This is a genomic window from Blautia sp. MSJ-19, assembly GCF_018918125.1.
In the GTDB taxonomy this organism is placed as follows: Bacteria; Bacillota; Clostridia; order Lachnospirales; family Lachnospiraceae; genus Blautia_A.
The window spans coordinates 69,869-88,377 of the sequence record NZ_JAHLQA010000004.1; the positions used below are offsets into that span (position 1 = coordinate 69,869).

At 42.5% G+C, this 18,509-nt stretch carries 16 protein-coding genes; all 16 read right to left on the bottom strand.

The window, feature by feature from the left end:
- Nucleotides 1–83: 83 nt before the first annotated feature.
- Nucleotides 84–1,409 (bottom strand): MATE family efflux transporter, encoded by a 1,326-nt coding sequence (locus KQI91_RS01915; protein ID WP_253288322.1) that lies wholly within the window; start codon nt 1,407–1,409, stop codon nt 84–86.
- Between the two features lie 115 nt (nt 1,410–1,524).
- Nucleotides 1,525–2,460: a hypothetical protein gene (locus KQI91_RS01920; protein ID WP_253288323.1), complete on the bottom strand. Its 936-nt coding sequence runs from the start codon at nt 2,458–2,460 to the stop codon at nt 1,525–1,527.
- A 672-nt stretch (nt 2,461–3,132) separates the two neighbouring features.
- The gene (gene tsf / locus KQI91_RS01925; RefSeq protein ID WP_216391189.1) at nt 3,133–4,071 is read right to left on the bottom strand and encodes a translation elongation factor Ts; all 939 of its coding nucleotides are present in this window, start codon (nt 4,069–4,071) and stop codon (nt 3,133–3,135) included.
- Nucleotides 4,072–4,101: 30 nt separating this feature from the next.
- Nucleotides 4,102–4,830, bottom strand: a complete 729-nt coding sequence (gene rpsB / locus KQI91_RS01930; protein ID WP_015541316.1) for a 30S ribosomal protein S2 — start codon at nt 4,828–4,830, stop codon at nt 4,102–4,104.
- A 421-nt stretch (nt 4,831–5,251) separates the two neighbouring features.
- Nucleotides 5,252–6,025, bottom strand: a complete 774-nt coding sequence (locus tag KQI91_RS01935) for a pseudouridine synthase (protein WP_216391190.1) — start codon at nt 6,023–6,025, stop codon at nt 5,252–5,254.
- 9 nt (nt 6,026–6,034) lie between these two features.
- Nucleotides 6,035–8,299, bottom strand: coding sequence for a DUF6449 domain-containing protein (locus tag KQI91_RS01940; RefSeq protein WP_216391191.1), 2,265 nt, complete (start codon nt 8,297–8,299; stop codon nt 6,035–6,037).
- Complete coding sequence (locus KQI91_RS01945) at nt 8,274–9,176, bottom strand: ABC transporter ATP-binding protein (RefSeq protein WP_216391192.1); 903 nt, start codon at nt 9,174–9,176, stop codon at nt 8,274–8,276. Before KQI91_RS01945 ends, KQI91_RS01940 begins: the two co-directional genes overlap by 26 nt.
- Nucleotides 9,173–9,544: a GntR family transcriptional regulator gene (locus KQI91_RS01950; RefSeq protein ID WP_216391193.1), complete on the bottom strand. Its 372-nt coding sequence runs from the start codon at nt 9,542–9,544 to the stop codon at nt 9,173–9,175. Before KQI91_RS01950 ends, KQI91_RS01945 begins: the two co-directional genes overlap by 4 nt.
- A gap of 245 nt (nt 9,545–9,789) precedes the next feature.
- The gene (locus KQI91_RS01955) at nt 9,790–10,488 is read right to left on the bottom strand and encodes a CPBP family intramembrane glutamic endopeptidase (protein WP_253288324.1); all 699 of its coding nucleotides are present in this window, start codon (nt 10,486–10,488) and stop codon (nt 9,790–9,792) included.
- Between the two features lie 128 nt (nt 10,489–10,616).
- Nucleotides 10,617–11,264, bottom strand: coding sequence for an HAD-IA family hydrolase (locus tag KQI91_RS01960; RefSeq protein ID WP_216391194.1), 648 nt, complete (start codon nt 11,262–11,264; stop codon nt 10,617–10,619).
- Between the two features lie 35 nt (nt 11,265–11,299).
- Nucleotides 11,300–12,211, bottom strand: a complete 912-nt coding sequence (locus tag KQI91_RS01965; protein ID WP_216391195.1) for a hypothetical protein — start codon at nt 12,209–12,211, stop codon at nt 11,300–11,302.
- The gene (locus tag KQI91_RS01970; RefSeq protein ID WP_216391196.1) at nt 12,180–13,424 is read right to left on the bottom strand and encodes a serine/threonine protein kinase; all 1,245 of its coding nucleotides are present in this window, start codon (nt 13,422–13,424) and stop codon (nt 12,180–12,182) included. Before KQI91_RS01970 ends, KQI91_RS01965 begins: the two co-directional genes overlap by 32 nt.
- Nucleotides 13,425–13,651: 227 nt before the next feature.
- On the bottom strand, nt 13,652–15,418 hold the full coding sequence (argS, locus tag KQI91_RS01975; protein ID WP_216391197.1) for an arginine--tRNA ligase: 1,767 nt from the start codon (nt 15,416–15,418) through the stop codon (nt 13,652–13,654).
- Between the two features lie 17 nt (nt 15,419–15,435).
- The gene (locus KQI91_RS01980; RefSeq protein ID WP_216391198.1) at nt 15,436–16,305 is read right to left on the bottom strand and encodes a DegV family protein; all 870 of its coding nucleotides are present in this window, start codon (nt 16,303–16,305) and stop codon (nt 15,436–15,438) included.
- A 267-nt stretch (nt 16,306–16,572) separates the two neighbouring features.
- On the bottom strand, nt 16,573–17,028 hold the full coding sequence (tnpA, locus tag KQI91_RS01985) for an IS200/IS605 family transposase (protein ID WP_117853754.1): 456 nt from the start codon (nt 17,026–17,028) through the stop codon (nt 16,573–16,575).
- Nucleotides 17,029–17,244: 216 nt separating this feature from the next.
- On the bottom strand, nt 17,245–18,501 hold the full coding sequence (locus tag KQI91_RS01990; protein ID WP_216391199.1) for an ABC transporter permease: 1,257 nt from the start codon (nt 18,499–18,501) through the stop codon (nt 17,245–17,247).
- Nucleotides 18,502–18,509 lie beyond the last annotated feature (8 nt).

Consider the following 18,509-nt stretch of genomic DNA (forward strand, 5'->3'; position numbering starts at 1 on the left):
CCCTGAACTCATAAAGTTCCCGGTACATTTCCATTATGTTAGCACTCTGAACTTTATGTTTCAAGGTATTTTTCTTATACTTTCTATATTACTTTAAATGTTTTCCATTTTCCCTGTTTAAATCTCCACCAGAAGATGATTCCGCGTACCGACCAGTCCAGGCACATCGCAAATGTGATTCCGATCACACCAAGGTTCAGCCAGATTCCGAAGATCATTGAGAAGATCAGGCGTACGCCAATCGTTGTAAACAGTGATGTCGCTGTTGTAAATTTGACATCGCCGGTTGCACGCAGCCCCTTGCCAAGCGGATCTGCAAAAGTAAATGCCACTGCATTAAAGATATTGTGGATCAGGACCAGCAGGATTACCAGACGTTTTGTCTGATCTTCCAGTGCATAGAACGACATAAATACCGGTGTAACTGCAAAGATCAGTGCATTCCATGCAATCGCAAAAACGAGCGTGATCTTTGTCAGTTTCCGGAAATATATTTCTGCCTGTTCGATATCACCGGCCCCCATGCATTGTCCGATGACTGTGATAAACACCGGTCCCATCGTCACACAGACAAGTGCCGCCAGGCTCCAGATGCTCTGTGCCACGCCATTCGCTGCGATCTGATACGTTCCAAACAGTGCAACAACACTGGAAAGTGCAACTTTTACAAGCTGGAACACACCGCTCTCCACTCCGTTTGGAACCGCGATCCTGAGAATTTTTTTCTGCAGGCTGACATCCAGTTTCATGATCCAGGAGCCAAGATAGCTGACTGGATTTTTGGCAGAAAAGCATAAAATCGTGATCACCACCGCTGAAAAACATCTGGATACAAGGGATGGCACCGCAACTCCCACTACTCCTGCATGAAGTCCAAATACGCCAATGCAGTTTCCGATCACATTGATGATATTTGCCAGAATCGATATGTACATGGTTGTGCTTGTCTTGCCGAAGCTCCGGTACAATGCCGCACCCGAGTTATAGATTGCAAGCGCAGGATACGAATACGCTGAGATTCTTAAATATGTCACACAGGCATCCATAACATCTGCATCGACTTTTCCAAACATCAGACGCATCAGGGAAGCATTCGTCAGAAGGATCACCACTGATATTGCCACTGACAGGATTACGGATGCAGTCAAAAGCTGACTCGCCGCCTGCCCTGCGTGTTCCCTGTCCTTATGACCGATATACTGACTGATCACAACAGCACCGCCCGATGCCAGTGCCGTAAATAGATTAAGAAAGATCGTATTAAACGAGTTCACAAGCGAAACACCGGACACCGCCGCTTCTCCCACAAACCCAATCACAAAAACATCCGCAATCCCCACCAGTGCCATCAGAAGCTGTTCCAAAAACAATGGCACGATCAGATTTTTCAGATCTTTATTTGAAAACATAGGTTTCTTCATCCTTTCTGATTTTTACCTGGTATATTCTAGTACAGAAAAGATGAATTGTAAAATGCTTATCTTATATGCTGTGGTATGCGTTTGAGGCATGTGTTATTTTTGCTTACTCCTCAAGCCATTGAGAAATAACTGCTTCCTTTGTTTTAAGTACATCTGCAATCTGTGCTTTTGCCATTCCCAGTTTTGCAAGCTCTGTAGCAGTTTCCTTCGCCTTTCGCAGTTCTCCCTCTGTTAACCCGTCCTGCCTTCCACTGTCATATCCAGCCTCATATTCTGCTTCTCGAAGTTTCTTCTCTTCCTTCTCTTTGTTATATTCAAATATACTCACTGCAACTACCTCCGCTCGATTCTTCCTCAGGAATTCTTCCAGAATTCCCTCCCGAATACACTCTTCTACAGCGCATTCTACAGCTATATCCAATTTCATCTTTTCTGTGTAATTTCGTACTTTTGCTACGTATTGTGCATACTCTCTTAATATTTTGCACTGTTCCATCAAATCTCGGTTATGATCTTCATTGATATTCAGCGTAACTACTCGCAGCTCCAGATTTGGCTTACCATCCAAATGTTCAAACGCTTCAGACAGCAGATTTTCCCACCGGTCTTCCTTCTTCCTTGTTCCATTATAAAACACAATAAAATTTGGTGCCGGTATCTTCTGTAAAGTCGAAGAATACAACGATCTGTGATCCACTAATTTCTGATACTCACTGGATATGTACAATAAATCTCTCAACGGCATATTCGGATTGTAGGTTGACTGATGTTCATACAAAAACAGATTTGTATCTACGATAAATGCCAGATCATTTTTCATTCCCATATAAATGGCATTCTCAAGCGTCACAATTTCCAGTGTCTCTGGATTTTCATATGTAGTTCCATTAATCGCATTGTAAAGTGACAGCAGATTTTCACGATCAGAAAACAACATCCGAAAAACGGTATCTTTGTACTTCTTGTTAGCTCGTGGATTCTTTCTAATCATCTGTTTTTTCTTCGTTGTAACAGTTTCATGGTTCTTTCTTTTTGCCATAGGCATTGCCTCCTGTTTTTTGCAGGAGTATCAAGAACGTGTCGTACTATCATTTAGTGCACTCCAAACCCCCGCTTTTCTTTTTAATTGGATCTAAAAGCATGGATTTCTGAAGTGAATATAGAAGATCAGACGGCAAAAAAGCCTTGAATTTGTAGAGAAATATGCTTTAATTTTATAGTAGCATTGTTTTTCCTAAAATTCAATATATCCATATTAAATTTTTACTTTGCACATCCGCAGTATTTACTATTCATGGACTTATTTTCCAACAAACGGGGATTCAAGTCATCTGATTTTACTCTTATTATTGACTCAAATTGTGCTTACTCGTGTTTAGAGCATCCAATTTTAAGGCTTTCAATGGTCCAGTTTATACTTACTATAATATGAGTCATACAATTTAAGAAGATTTTGTGGGCTTGATTCATACTTGCTGTTATTTAAGTCATTCAGCTACCGTAATTTCGTGGACTTCGTATGTAATTACTATCGTTTAGGTCATTTTCCATCGGCATTTTCGTGGACTCTATTGACAGTTCTGGCAATCTGGGATGCTCCCTCAGACGAAAAAAGGCCCCGAAAGCCTTATACACACTCCAAAATGTAGTGCTATAAGACCTCCGGGGCCTCTTAGTAGTTGAATTATGATAGATATATAACCTTTACAGATTACATACCGGCCTGTGCTGCAACCTCAGCTGCGAAGTCGTCCTGGCGTTTTTCGATACCTTCTCCAGTCTCGAAACGAACGAAACCTTTGATTGTGATCTTAGCACTGTTTGCTTTAGCAACTTCTTCTACGTATTTAGCAACGGACTGTTTTCCGTCTTCTGCTTTAACGTATACCTGGTCAAGAAGGCAGATTTCTTTGAGTTCTTTCTTGATACGTCCAGTGATCATGCCCTGGATAACCTTCTCCGGTTTCTGGGATTCCTTAGGATCGTTCTGGATCTGAGCAAGAAGGATTTCTTTCTCATGCTCGATGTACTCAGCACTTACTTCGCTGTCGCTTGTGTACTGCGGTTTCAGAGCTGCGATCTGCATTGCTACGTTTCTTGCCATTTCTTTGACTGCATCGTTAACAACATCTGTCTCAACGTCTACAAGAACGCCGATCTTTCCACCCATATGTGTGTAGGAAGCAACGAAACCGTTCTCTTCTTTCACCTGAGCGAATCTTCTGATGTTCATGTTCTCACCGATAACTGCAACCTGAGCTGCAAGAGCTTCTTTTACAGTCTTGGTTGTGTCAAGTGCCCATGCTTCTGCAAGGAAAGCATCGATGTCTGCTGCGGAAGTAGTAAGTGCCTGTGCTGCAACATCTGCAACATAGCTCTGGAATTTTTCGTTCTTAGCAACGAAGTCTGTCTCAGAGTTAACTTCTACAACAACTGCGCTCTTAGCGTCATCAGCAACGAGAGTCTTGCAAAGACCTTCTGCTGCAACACGGCTTGCTTTCTTCTGAGCTGTAGCAAGACCTTTTTCACGCAGGAATTCTACTGCTTTGTCCATGTCGCCTTCTGTAGCTGTAAGAGCTTTCTTACAATCCATCATTCCGGCGCCAGTCATTTCTCTTAATTCTTTTACCTGAGCTGCTGTAATAGCCATTGTATTTTCCTCCTGGAATTATTAAATTAATTATTCCTCTGTAGCTTCCTCAACTTCTGCTTCTTCAGCTTCTGTTGTTCCCTGATTTGCTTCGATAACAGCGTCTGCCATTTTGGAAACGATCAGTTTTACGGCACGGATAGCATCATCGTTACCCGGGATTACGTAATCCAGTTCTTCTGGATCACAGTTTGTATCGCAGATACCGATAAGCGGAATTCCTAATGTATGAGCTTCCTGAACGCAGATTCTTTCTTTCTTAGGGTCAACGATGAAGATTGCGTCCGGGAGACGTTTCATCTCTTTGATACCGCCAAGGTTTTTCTGCAGTTTAGCAAGTTCTTTTCTTAATTCAATAACTTCTTTCTTTGGAAGTACTTCGAAAGTTCCGTCAGCTTCCATAGCTTCGATCTGTTTCAGTCTTGCAATACGGCTCTGGATTGTCTTGAAGTTTGTAAGCATACCACCAAGCCATCTTTCGTTTACATAGAACTGTCCGCAACGCTCTGCTTCTGCTTTGATAGCATCCTGAGCCTGTTTCTTAGTACCAACGAAAAGGATGTTTCCGCCGTTAGCTACGATATCAGCTACTGCATTGTATGCATCGTCAACCATGCCTACAGACTGCTGAAGGTCGATGATATAGATACCATTTCTTTCTGTGTAGATGTACGGAGCCATTTTAGGGTTCCATCTTCTTGTCTGATGTCCGAAATGAACACCTGCTTCCAAAAGCTGTTTCATTGAAATAACGCTCATGATTTGTTCTCCTTTTTGGTTAAATTCTTCCGTACAGATCATTTTCTATCCGGACCCAACCTCACACCGTAAGGGCACCATCCATCGGAATCTCTGTACGTGACTTTTTATTTGTGCGTCTTTGCGCACATTGCAACTTCTAGAGTATAGCATAGAAAAACCCTCTGTGTAAAGAGGGTTTTCGTAGTTTTTTGCTTTATTTTTCTGTACTTTTTCAATATTCACGGTGTCAGTTCTCTCCGTGCGGGTTCATCAATACCACTGCGTTTTCTATTCAGTGCATGCGCTTATTTGCCGTCAGTCGTGCAAACTCGGCTTCGCCTCAGACAAAGCACTTGATGACGGCAGCTTGCCTGCACTTCATAACGAAAGCCTCGTGAGTATTTCTGTCCCCACACGGAGAAACTTTCCACCTGAAATCTTATTGTTTCAAACTCATAATTTCTTCTGCAGTCAGGGGACGGCACTCCCCTTTCTTGAGGTCATCCGGTAAGGTAAGTGGACCCATCGAGACCCGTTTCAGATAAATGACCGGTGTGCCTACTGCTGCCATCATGCGTTTCACCTGATGGAATTTGCCTTCGTGAATCGTCAGGAGAAGTTCGGTGTAGACCTCCGGGAGATTTTCCCTGCGGACACGTCCTGGTTGCGGTTCGCCTACACCTTCCCAGCTTCCACCTACGATCTCAGCTTTTGCCGGCATGGTCCGTTTATCCTCTCCGATATCCACACCTTTTTCCAGTTTCTCAATGTTTTCCACCGTAAGCCTGCCCTCCACGCGGACAAAGTACGTTTTGTCCACATGTTTCCCCGGGGCAAGGAGTTCATGCGCCAGCATCCCGTCATCTGTAATAAGAAGTAATCCCTCCGTATCTTTATCCAGACGACCTACCGGAAACAGCCCCTTACGTTCAGATGGAACATATTCCATGACCGTCCGGTCGTTACGGTCTTCTGTCGCACTGACGCAGCCGGCTGGTTTGTTCAGAAGATAATAGACAAATTCCGGTGCTGCACCGACTGTTTCACCGGAAAGCACAACCATATCATTATCCGGATCAACTTTCAGTTCCGGTTTCTTCGCCGGCACTCCATTCACCTGAACCTGCCCTTTCTGTATGAACTTCTTTACTTCACTTCTGGTTCCTTTTCCCGCATCCGCGAGAAATTTGTCCAGTCTCACTGCTTTCGCCATATTTACTCCTTACTCCAGACTGATCGATGTCGGTTCGTCTGCTCCACCTATGATTGCCTGCGATGCAATATCATCATTGTCATCCTCATAGTAATCCTCGACATAATCGTCTGTCACTGTCTCATCACTTACCATCGGCTCAGCTATCTGCACACTATTTTGTGTAATTCCAAGTTCATCCAGTTTATCCTGAACAAAATCAGGCAGTTCAGACAGTTTCAGCCCAAATACGTTCATAACTTCGCCCTGTTCTGTATACGCACTGACATCAATGTTCGTACTGACTTCCGCGTCATCTCCAAAATATCCACTGAATTTAACCACCATTGCTTTTTGCAGGGCTTCTATTTCTTCTGGTTTTTCATAAGTCACTTCTTCTGCCGGAGTCTCATTGATATCTCCATAATTATAATTCAGTGTGATCTTATTGATCTTTAATTCATCTATCGTCAGAGGATACCCTGTTTCCTTCAAAATTGCAAGTGTATTTTTAAAAGAAGGATAGATTCCGAGCACCCAGTCCACATAATTGCTGCTCTCTTCGCTTTCACCAGGTATCATAGCCGCAACAGAACGTTTTACCGGCAGCTTGTATTCAAAATCAATTCTCACCTCAGGCGCATGCAGGAAGTCATCTGTACTCGCTTCTTCAACATCTTTTCTCATTGCTTCCATCAGTTCTGACATTTTGGATTCATCATTCTGGAAAATGCGGTATCCATTTCCACCTGCATCAGTCAGATAGAGACTATTCAGATATTTCTCATCAATGTCAAGCAAACTGAATTTCATTTTTTTCAGATTTTCCTCTTCATACAGACCACTCATCAATGGTTTCAGGTATTCGCCCGCCCAGTAATTCCTGTAGATTACACGGCCGGATTTGAGCGTATATTTAACACACGTAAAATAAGAATATACCCGTTCATTGATCTCCGCCTCTTTACAGCTGCTGTTTACAATATTTTTAAGTGCGGCATAGGTCTGATCACCTATTCCATTTTCACCCGAAAATGCCATCCTGGCATCATCCCATTTATTATTATCTACAAAATTAAAAAATTTTCCATCGTCTGTCTTATCGACAGCTTCATAATAATCCTGGTCAAATGCACTCGTATTAATATTCACCGATGCAATTTCTTCCTGCTTCGGGATGTAACTGTCAAAATGCAAAAGATCTTTCTGATAGATCAGTGCACAGCAGGCTACCAATACTCCCGCAATTACGATCTGAATCTTCCGGGCAAAGAACTTCTGGAAACTCATGTGATAAATTGTCTCTATCAGGCCATGGGAAACTACCGTTCCAAGAATCAGTCCGAAAATCCACCAGATCATTCCACTCTTTCCGGTAGTAAATGTATAAAAGATCCATCCGACACCAAGCCCTGTCGGAACTACAACCATAAATTTTACCAGTACTGCGATCCATCTGTATACCATGGATCTGCCCGCTGCTTCGGATGGTCTCCGCACATAAGCCTGCCAGGAAAGAAGTGCGAGTACCACTGTCAGAATCGCAATTGCTGCAATCAGTTTTCCTGCATTTCCGTACGCATACTCATTAAGCATGCTAAGTACCAGTGTCCCCGGTGACGCATAATTTATAAGAAATCTGAAGATTCCGTATCTTCTGTCACCGGCAAATGTCTGTAAAAAAGCAGTACCATAACTCAGCATCAACATATTCATGGCAATACCATATAAATACATACCCATCAGGCATAAAATACCCATCAGCATATTTCCCGTAACACAGATGATCAGCACAATGCTGAAATAGATCACCAGATAGATGAGCAGATGCATGCCAAACATTCTGACTGCCATTCCCATAATCTTCAGACTGAAGAATCCTCTGGTCGCCCCGATACAGATCATAAAAAACTCCATGACCACGTATGGAACTATATAATAAATCAGCCCTGTCACGACTCTTTCTGTAAACATTTCCGAACGCTTCATCGGAAGTCCATGATAGAAATCAGTCTTCTTCCCTGAATAAAGATAAATAAACTCGTTTATACTGTTCATCAATGCTGCGATCACCGCAACAACCATCCCGGTCATCACCAGACCATCTTTCCACAAATGCGCATATAGAACAGAAATCTCTGCCGATGTATATCCCATAGTTCTCCAGGTGCCCAGTTTTACCAGTGCCGCTACCGGAAATGCCAGCAGAAATCCAAGTGTCAGAAATGCCGGTATCCACTCCTGTCCTTTCGTGATCGTCTTTATATGTTTAGAAGAAAATATTCTGGATCTCATAGCCAGCCACCTCCGTTTCACAGATAAATATTTCTTCCAGAGTCAGCGGAATCACTTCACTGAACAATGGTTTTTTCTCCCGAATCTTCTCCATGATCTCAGAACGTGTCCCGCGTGCCGTTAACATAACAAGGGATCCCTGATGATCAACTTTCAACACATCAAGTTCTTTTTTCAGAGCATCTTCCTGCTTCTTATCAGTAAACACACACTGAATCTTGTGAATATGAAATTTCATATCTTCAAGATCTCTGCTCAGCAGCATGCCTCCCTTATACAGAAGCCCTACATGATCACAGATATCCTCCAGCTCACGCAAGTTATGGGATGCAAGAACCGGTGTAAAATCTCTGCCCATAATTTCTGCCGCAAACAGACTCTTAACTCCCTGACGCATCACAGGATCAAGACCATCAAAAGTCTCATCACAGAGAAGATACTTGGTTCCTGCACTGATTCCAAGAAGCACCATCAGCTGCTTTTTCATACCTTTTGAAAAACTGCTGACTCTCTGTTTTTCATCAAGCTGAAACTGTCTCATCAGTTGTGAAAAACGCTGGATCTCAAATTTCGGATAATGAAGTCTGTAGAAAGCAGCCATATCCAATGCTGTATAATTTGCAGGAAAGTAACAGTCATCCGATATGTAAAAAATCTGCTCTTTTGCCTGCGCATGATCAAATACCGGTATATCATCAATACACACTTCCCCTTCATCCGGTTTCAGTATCCCTGCCATCATCCGAAGAAGGGTACTTTTGCCAGCCCCGTTACTGCCGACCAGGCCAAACACTTCCCGTTCCCCAATGTCCAGTGAAACTTTGCTGACTGCTTTAAGTGAATCAAATGCTTTGCTGCATTCTTTAATCTCTATCATCCCAGTTCCTCCTCATAACTCTTCTGAACCAATAAAATCAGTTCTTCTTCTGTCATGCCTGTATGAATTCCACGTTTTATCAAATCCTGAAATTCTCTTCGAAAATCTTCTTTGCTTTTCTCCTGAATCTGCCTGGTCTCCGCAACAAAATTCCCCTTACCCTTAACCGGATAGATCAACCCTTCCTGCTCCAACGCCATATATGCTCTCTGAATCGTATTCGGATTGATGGACAGTTCCATTGCCAGCTGACGCACAGAAGGAATCCGCGAACCGGCCGGCAATGCTCCCTGGTAGATTAGCATTCGGAATTTTTCTGTAATCTGTTCATAGATCGGACGTCTGTCCTGATAATCTAAGATAATCATTGGCCCTCCTTTCTTCTTTGCGCTGCACATGTGTATATAGTGTATTAATTGTTTTAATACACTTATGATAGCACAGGTACTCTATCCGCACAACCCTTTCAAATATAAAATCTTTCTAAATCAATGATAAAACAAGTATCTTCCTTACTGAGATGCAACCCAAAAAAGCTCCCAGGTTTTCATCAACCTGAAAGCTTTTTCTTCGTAAGTGCTTATCACTTATATTATATTCACAATATTTTCTGTCACAAAACTCGCTTTATTCTTCCCTGCACCCTTTTTGTAAAATAAGAATATCCAAAAATTATCACTGCCAGCAAAATCAGCAGTAACATCATTACCGATGTCGGATTTTTATCTATCATCCACGTATACAGATCCGGTGAGATCAGCGACCAGATATTTGCCCCCATATGAAGCAGCACACTGCTCCACAGACAGCCACTGATATCAAGAAAATATGCAAACACCATTCCAAGGATTCCTGCATATACTGCCTGCACCAGATTTCCATGATAAATTCCAAAAATCAGGCCAGAAATAACCGCTGCTGTTCCCATCCTCATGTAATCCCTGAGACGTAGATAAATCAACCAGCGAAAAACGATCTCTTCTGCCAGCGGTGCGATGATTCCCATACAAAGTATCAAAAACCACATTTGTTTTCCTGACATCATCTGATCCATAGATTCCTGATATGCTTCATAATTCAAAAGGGATTGCAGGATGCCCACCAGCATATTTGCAAATTGTGAAAAGCCAGCCCCCATCCCCAGAAACAGAACCATTTCAGCACCATTTAATTTCCATGGTTTCTGTGCGGATACCAGACCTCCGATTTTTCTTGCTGCACGATCCCGACTGTAAAACCACAGACACGGAAACATGGCAATCAGCCCCGTCAGACCTGTGAGCAAAATTGCATGTTCATAATATGCATCCATTCCCCCTCCGGACTTCATGATCAGCCAAAGACCCACGTATCCTACGATCTGTGAAATCACAAAATGAATCCCACACGGATATGCTACACGCCAGATTTGTCTGATATGACTCTGTCTGCGTCGGGGGCTCAGACGAAAAAATCCAGCAATTCAGCTGTCGATGCAACCGTCTGCAGCGGTTCCGCCAATGCAAGCTCTTCCTCTGTTCCATAACCATAGGAAACTGCAATACATTCAAGTCCGGCTTTTCTTGCTCCAAGAACATCGTGCTCCTTATCACCAACCATGAGCACCTGGTCGCGATGCCGTTCCAGTCCAAGTCGCTTCAATGTTTCTTCGATCACTTCTGTTTTATTAGTTCTGGATCCATCCATTTCACTTCCAACGATCTCATCAAAATATTCTGCCAAATGGAAATATTCTACAATCTGTTTCACATAATATTCCGGCTTTGAAGATGCAACTGCAAGAATATAGTTCTTTCTTTTTAATTCCTGCAACATACCTTCCACACCCGGATACGGTCTGTTTTCAAATATTCCGGTCGTAGAATACCGTTCTCTGTAATATTCCACTGCCTTTCGTGCAGTCATCTCGTCCAGATTCGCGTATTTCATAAACTGTTCCATCAACGGTGGTCCGATAAAGACCTCCAGTTTCTTAAGATCCGGCTCTGGTCTTCCCAGTTTCTCCAATGCATACTGCACACATTTCGTAATTCCCTCTCCAGATTGTGTCAGCGTTCCATCCAGATCAAATAAAATTGCTTTGTACATAATTCCTCCGATTTTCTATATACAGATTTTCATCCTCAAAAAACTTTATACGACAGTATAACATTCTTTTGTATTTCCGTCCATGTCAAATCCTCCGGAATCACAAGAAGCAACTCCAGTTTATTATCTTTTTCCGTCAACCCTTCTGTCTTTAATCTGTTTTCTTCCATGCTCCACGCTCTCTCCTGTCCATTTACCCGGACAGATAGCACTTCCGGTATCTTTTTTTCGTTAAAATACAGTTCAAACATCTCTCCTCTTCCTATTTCATACTTTTGATAACATAGTTTTCTCTTGTGCAGACATTCCGTCGGCGGAAGTCTGTACTCCTCACTATATTCTGTCACTGTATGTTCTTCCTGTTCCGGTACCTCTGTAAAAACCGGAGTCGGGGGCACTGTTGGTTCTGCTACAGGTGTCGGCACCGGAGTCGGAGTTAACGTCGGAAAGAGCACCTCAGGATTTTCTTCCATTATTTCCAATTCCCGTTCCTTTCTGTATTCCCTTTTATTTTTCTCCTGCCTTCTGTCCTCACCCGGATCTATCCAACTGTAGGAACCGGTTATTTCCGTTTCTCCATCCTCATTCCATGAAGCTGTTTCCTGACTGTTTTCTGTTCCACCACTATTTGAAAAGCTCTCCCTTCCACTCTGATAAGGTTCCTGCACATTCTCCTGCATATCCTGATCATTCTCCTGCTGCATAATATTATAACTGTTCTCCTGTTCCTGTCCAGAAGGCTCATAAGAAGGTTCCTCATCCCAGTCTGACCAGTCTCCTCCTGCCTCTCCAATTCCAGTTGACACATCAAACCCGCCAAATTCCATTGCATAGACTGACGTTCTGATTTCACAGATCAAAAGCAGCATTGCCATTATCGCTCCCACTTTGCCATACTTAATTTTCCCTCTGTTTTTACTCCATAAATGCTGTTTTACTTTTTCCAAGAATAATTCCCGCCTCCTTTTTCCACATCTGCCATGAAAGAGATACTTCTTCCTGTCCTCCGACCTCCTCTGTTCTTTTTTTCCATTGTCTGTAAACAGCCCGACTCTCCTGATATCTTGCCTGACGACACAGAAACATTCCATATTTCAGATAGCCCTCGGCATAGCCCGATTCATACGTCAGAAGCTGTCTGTAATACAACTCCGCACGATCTGCCCTGTCTGCAAGTTCTCCGTTAATTGCAAGAAGCTCCAGGATTCTGATCTGCTCTTCCTCATCCTGATATACTTTTTGCAGTCTCTGAAGCCTCGTTTCAATATTTGCGTAAATTTTTTCTCTATGTGCACGCATTCCGTATCTGTACTCCAATGTATAATACTCAGACAGCACTGGTGTTAAAACCTGTGGCAGTGCCGGAAGTGTTCTCTTCCGCAACACTCCCATACTGAACACCACCGCCAATGCAGCTGCTACCGCTGCTGCCGGAAACAGTACAGCTCTTATTTTGAATTTTATCGGATGAATCTTACATAATGCCTTTCTGGCTTCCGCAGCATCTTTCCAGCGTTTTTCCGGCTCTGTCCGGCAACATTTCAAGACAAATCCCACTGCTGCAGGACAGCGCAGCAAATATTGAATCTTCTTTTTGCCGCATAACATTTCTATTGTTTTTCCAAGTGCGTAAAAATCACTTGCGGCAGAAATTTTGCCCTGAAACTGTTCCGGTGCGGCATATTCCCTGGTTCCTTTTGTTTCTTTATAAGATGCGCTGTAATCCTGACTGGCACTTCCAAAATCTACCAGATACAAACGATTCTGTTCTGTCAGCATCAGATTTGCCGGTTTTAAGTCCCCATAAAAAACAGCCGGTTTCCTGGAGTGAAGATATTCCAGCACTTCCAGAATCACATCACTCAGCTGAAGAATCTCTTCCAGCGAAAAACTTCGTCCTTCCTGCAAATATTGTGCAAGAGACTTTCCACGTATATATTCCATAATAATATAACAATGCTCACCACGTTCTGCATAATCAATCATCTGCGGCAAAGATGGATGATTCAGAAGCCGAAGCAGGCTGGCTTCTCTCCTGTTCTGGACCGGAAGCTCTTTGACTGCACGAAAAATCCCAAGTTCCAGATCACGAGCAAGGTACATGGCACCTTCGCCGCCTTTGCCAATCTGTTCAACAATACAGTAGCGGCCTTTTAGCAAAATTCCTGTTAAATCGATAAAGAGTCGCTCCTTTCAATAATTTATTTTTCATTGGTAATGGGATAAGGCTGGAGAATTCCAACCGGAGAATAAGTACTTTTTCAGTGAAATAAGTATAGCATAAAAAGAAGTATCTTTTTATTAATTTTTTATAAAAATAACGGAGAATGAAAAAGCCGACATAAAAAATGCCCCATCTTCCATATGGAGGATGGGGCGTATCCATATTACATACGGTCCGGAGCTGAGAAGCCAAGGAGATCGATGCTTGTTTCAAGGATATCTTTTGTAAGACCGAGAAGTTTGAGGAAAGATTCTTTCTGTGCCTGATCTTCTTCACTCAGGATCTTGGTCTCATGGTAAAAGCTGTTGAATGCATTGGATACTTCATAAATGTATGCACAGATCTTATGCGGTGCTTTTTCTTCGAATGCACTCTCAATGGTGCTTCCGAATTTGGTCAGTTCCAGCATAAGGTTTTTCTGGCTTGCGTTGACAGCCGGAAGGATTTCTCCCGCCTCAAGATTTCCGCCTTCTTCTTTGTAGCGGTTGAGGATAGATTTGATACGAACGATCGTATACAGGATATACGGACCTGTATTTCCCTCGAAGGAAGTGAACCGGTCGATATCAAATACATAATCTTTGGTTGCCTGGTTGGACAGGTCACCATATTTGATTGCGGAAAGTCCGACAATTTCTGCTGTTTCTTTGGCATCCTGATCTTTGACGCTTCTGTTCTCAACAATCTTATGGAACATCTCTTCATCAATATCTGCGATGAGATTTTCCAGACGCATAACGCCGCCTTCTCTTGTCTTAAACGGTTTGCCGTCTTTTCCATTCATCGTACCAAATCCAAGGAAAGAAAGCTCTGTCTCAGGTTTCACAAGGCCAGTCTTTCTCGCACAGCGGAATACCTGAATGAAATGAAGTTCCTGACGTTTGTCTACTACATAAAGAATTTCATCCGGATCAAACAGTTTGACACGCTCAACGATGGTTGCAAGATCTGTAGTTGTATACAGAGATGCTCCGTCTGATTTGAGAAGCATGCATGGTGGAATCTCCTTGGTATCGGATTCTTCCTTGACATCAACTACCAGTGCTCCCTGATCTTCATAAGCAAATCCCTGGTCTTTCATCTTCTGCACCATATCCGGGATATATGGCTGTGCATCGGACTCTTTTTTCCACAGGTCAAAGGAAACATTCAGATTTGCGTAATTTCTCTTCAGGTCTGTAACAGAAACCTGCATAATGTGATTCCAGAGAGCCATGTACCCAGGTTTGCCCTGCTGAAGCTGATGTGTTGCTTCCAGTGCTTCGTTACGGTATTCTTCATCTTCTTTGGACTTGCCGCTTGCACATGGATAGATTTCCTCCAGTTCACTGATCGTAAATGGAGCTTCCTCAGGATATTCACCTTCGTAAGTATCATCAAAATAAACCAGTTCCGGTTTGCGGTGTTTCAGTTCTGTAATGATCAGCCCCATCTGCAGACCCCAGTCTCCAAGATGCACGTCACCGATCACTTTGTGTCCTACATAACGACCAATTCGTTTGATACTCTCACCGATGATTGCAGAACGAAGATGTCCTACATGAAGTGGTTTTGCTACGTTCGGTCCGCCGTAGTCGATCACGATCGTCTTTGGCTGTTCTGCAGTCTTTACAGAATATTTTTCATCTGCTGCCATTTTTTTAAGGTAATCTGCAAGAAACTCTTCTTTGACCTTCAAATTGATAAATCCTGGTTTTACTACTTCTGCCATTGCAAAAATCTGACTGTCTTTCAGATATGCAACTACATCGTCTGCAATCATAAATGGAGCTTTTTTGTATGCTTTGGCACCTGCCATTGCTCCATTGCACTGAAATTCACATAAATCCGGTCTGTTTGATACAGTAACTTTACCGTATTCCGGATCATATCCGGCTTTTTCAAAAGCAGAAGCAAGCTCTTCTGCCATCAATTCCATAAGTTTTTTCATTTTTCTGACTCCTTATTTTATACAGTTACTTTCTTTGAGCATGCTACAGCAAGTGCACCATGTCCGATATGGCAGGCAACACTTAAAGAAAGAGGATCCATGTGAATATCCATTCCAGGAAAAGCTGCCTGTACTTCTTTTTTGAATTCTTCTGCTTCTTCTTTGTTTCCTGTATATGCCATCTGCAGACACATTTCACCGGATTCCACGTAATTCTTAAACCGCGTCTCCCAATCTTCCTGCATTGCTTTCATCATAATTCTTTTTGCCTGTTTTTTGCCTCTTACTTTGGCATAGGCATCCAGTTTTTCGCCCTGGATCTGAAGAACCGGCTTCAGATTCAGAACCGTTCCAATGGCAGCTGCCGCCGGTGTGATCCTTCCGCCTTTTTTGAGATACTTCAGAGTTTCAAGTGTAATGTAAATACTGGATTCCATTTTTTCTGTTTCCAGTCTTTCCTTGATCTCAACGGCATTTTTTCCAGCCTCACGCAAAGCAAGCGCATCCAGTACAGACTGTCTCTGTGTAACTGAAATTCTCTGATTATTGACAACCTGAACCTTGCCATCGTAATCTCTGGCAAGCATTGTTGCGGTATCACAAGCTGCGCTCAGACCGCTGGACATCGGAATGTGTACTACTTCATCATATTCTTTCAGAAGATTATCCCACAATCCACATACTTCAGCCGGGCTTGGCTGGGAAGTTGAAATCGGTTCATCATTTTTCAACTTTTCATAAAAATCTTCCTGCGAAAGTGTAATTCCCTCCAGATACATTACTTCATTAATATAAAAAGGCATTGGCAGGACAGAAACTCCCAGTTTTCTTCCCTCATCCTGTGTAATGCCACTGTTACTGTCTGTTACAATCGCAATTTTTCCCATACTGCATCTCCTCATGTATTTTGCTTTATATGTAATATCTGAATCATTGCATATTGATTATAGTTTAGCACATTTTTTTCGGTATCTCAATTAAAATATCAAAAATGCGCTTCTCAGTCGCCCCCACCCGTGAAACGGGTGGCTCGTAGGACGGCTATAAGCCTTTAATGCTAGGCCAGCGTCTCAAGGCGCTGGCTTTCGCTTTGCTCCAGCCACATTGCTCTTGACTCGTCGCCGCCCTTAAAAGGGCATTTGTACTACTTCGCCTTAACCCTTAAAAGGGTCCTCATATTCTTTTACGCTAAGTTTATCCTGCATAATATCATATTTTTCCTGCTCTTGAATATACTTGCGTACTGTGGCGTCATTTACTCCTACTGTACTAACATAAAATCCTTCACTCCAAAAATGTCTGTTTCCAAATTTGTACTTTAGATTTGCGTGTCTATCAAATATCATAAGTGCTGACTTTCCTTTTAAATATCCCATAAAACTAGATACGCTATATTTCGGTGGTATGCTGACCAACATGTGAATATGGTCGGGCATAAGATGCCCTTCGATAATTTCTACTCCTTTATAAGAGCATAACTGTTTTATAATGTCACGAATATCAGCTTTGTATTGATTGTAAATTATTTTTCGTCTATACTTTGGAGTGAAGACAATGTGATATTTACACATCCATTTTGTGTGTGATAAATCATTCGTTTTCTTTGCCATAAAATCACCTTTCCTTTCGTAATAGTGGCTGGACACCTCTATTATAGTACGGAAAGGTGATTTTTGCGTATAACAAGTGTACACCACCCGCAAAGCAGGTGGATTATAGTTCAAAGTGTCTACACAATGCGTAGACATTTTGAACAGGCTAAAGCCGTATACAAAAAAGGCCAGAGCCTGCTCCTGTGAATCAGGAAACAAACTCTGACCTTTTGTTTATTCACTTCTCAATGCATCTATCGGATTCAGATCAGCAGCTTTCACAGATGGAAGCAATCCAAAGATCACTCCGATCAGCATAGAAAACAGCACAGAACCAATGATTGCAGGAATACTGATCGCAGTCGGCGCACCGGAAAGCTCCGAGACAATCTTGGACAGTGCAATTCCAACAATGACTCCAATGATTCCTCCGATACTTGTCAGCATGGAGGCTTCTGTCAGAAACTGGAACAATATCGCTTTTTTTCTTGCCCCGATCGCCTTTTTCAGTCCGATTTCGCTGGTTCTCTCTGTAACAGACACCAGCATGATATTCATAACGCCGATTCCTCCTACCAGTAACGAAATACTTGCGATCCAGATCAGCTGTGTATTAGTACTCTCACTGAGTTTCTGCAGATTTTTTACCTGCTGCATCACATCGTCCGCTTTATATTTGTATTTTGATGAATTCGTATCAATTCCCTGATTCATGACATCTGCGGCTGCGTTTCCTGCCGAACTCATGTTGTCCGTAGAGTCAGCCTTGATCACCGCATTTTCCGGCTCATCAAACTTAAAAGCCATTGGCCAGCACTTGTTCGGAATCATCACAGTTCCCATGATCATCTGATAATACTCATTGTACTCATCAATACTTTTGATATTTGGCTGGTAGTTGTCATTCTGCTGCACTACACCGATTACCGTAAACGGTTCTGAACCGATTTCAATCGTTTTTCCTACCGGATTTTCTCCTGAGAAAAGATTGTCTGCCGCATTGCTGTCCACGAGAACTACTTTTCGCAGTTCATCATAATCTTTTTGTGTAAATCCTCTTCCAGAACGTACCATATAACCGCAGGTATCCAGATAATTGTTGTCAATTCCATAAATACTTCCACCCTGAAAACTGGTGTTTTCATAATATACACTACTGGTATAAGTACGGCTGTAAAAAAAAGTCGCATTCTGCACATGGTCCAGATTACGCACGTCTTCCTTCTGTTCATCTGAGAGAAGTGGTGCGGCTGTTCCATCTGTCATTCCGTATTCCGGGTCATAAGTACTGTCTCCATAATTAAGGCTGACAGAAACGGTATTATTTCCGGCTCCGATCAGGTCTTCCTTAATCTGTTCACTGGTTCCCTTGATCGTTGAAACAATCGCAATGATTGATGCAATACCTATGATAATACCCAGCATTGTCAGAAAAGAGCGCATTTTATGGGACCAGATTCCCTGAATGGATATCCTTATATTTTCAAGCATAAAATATC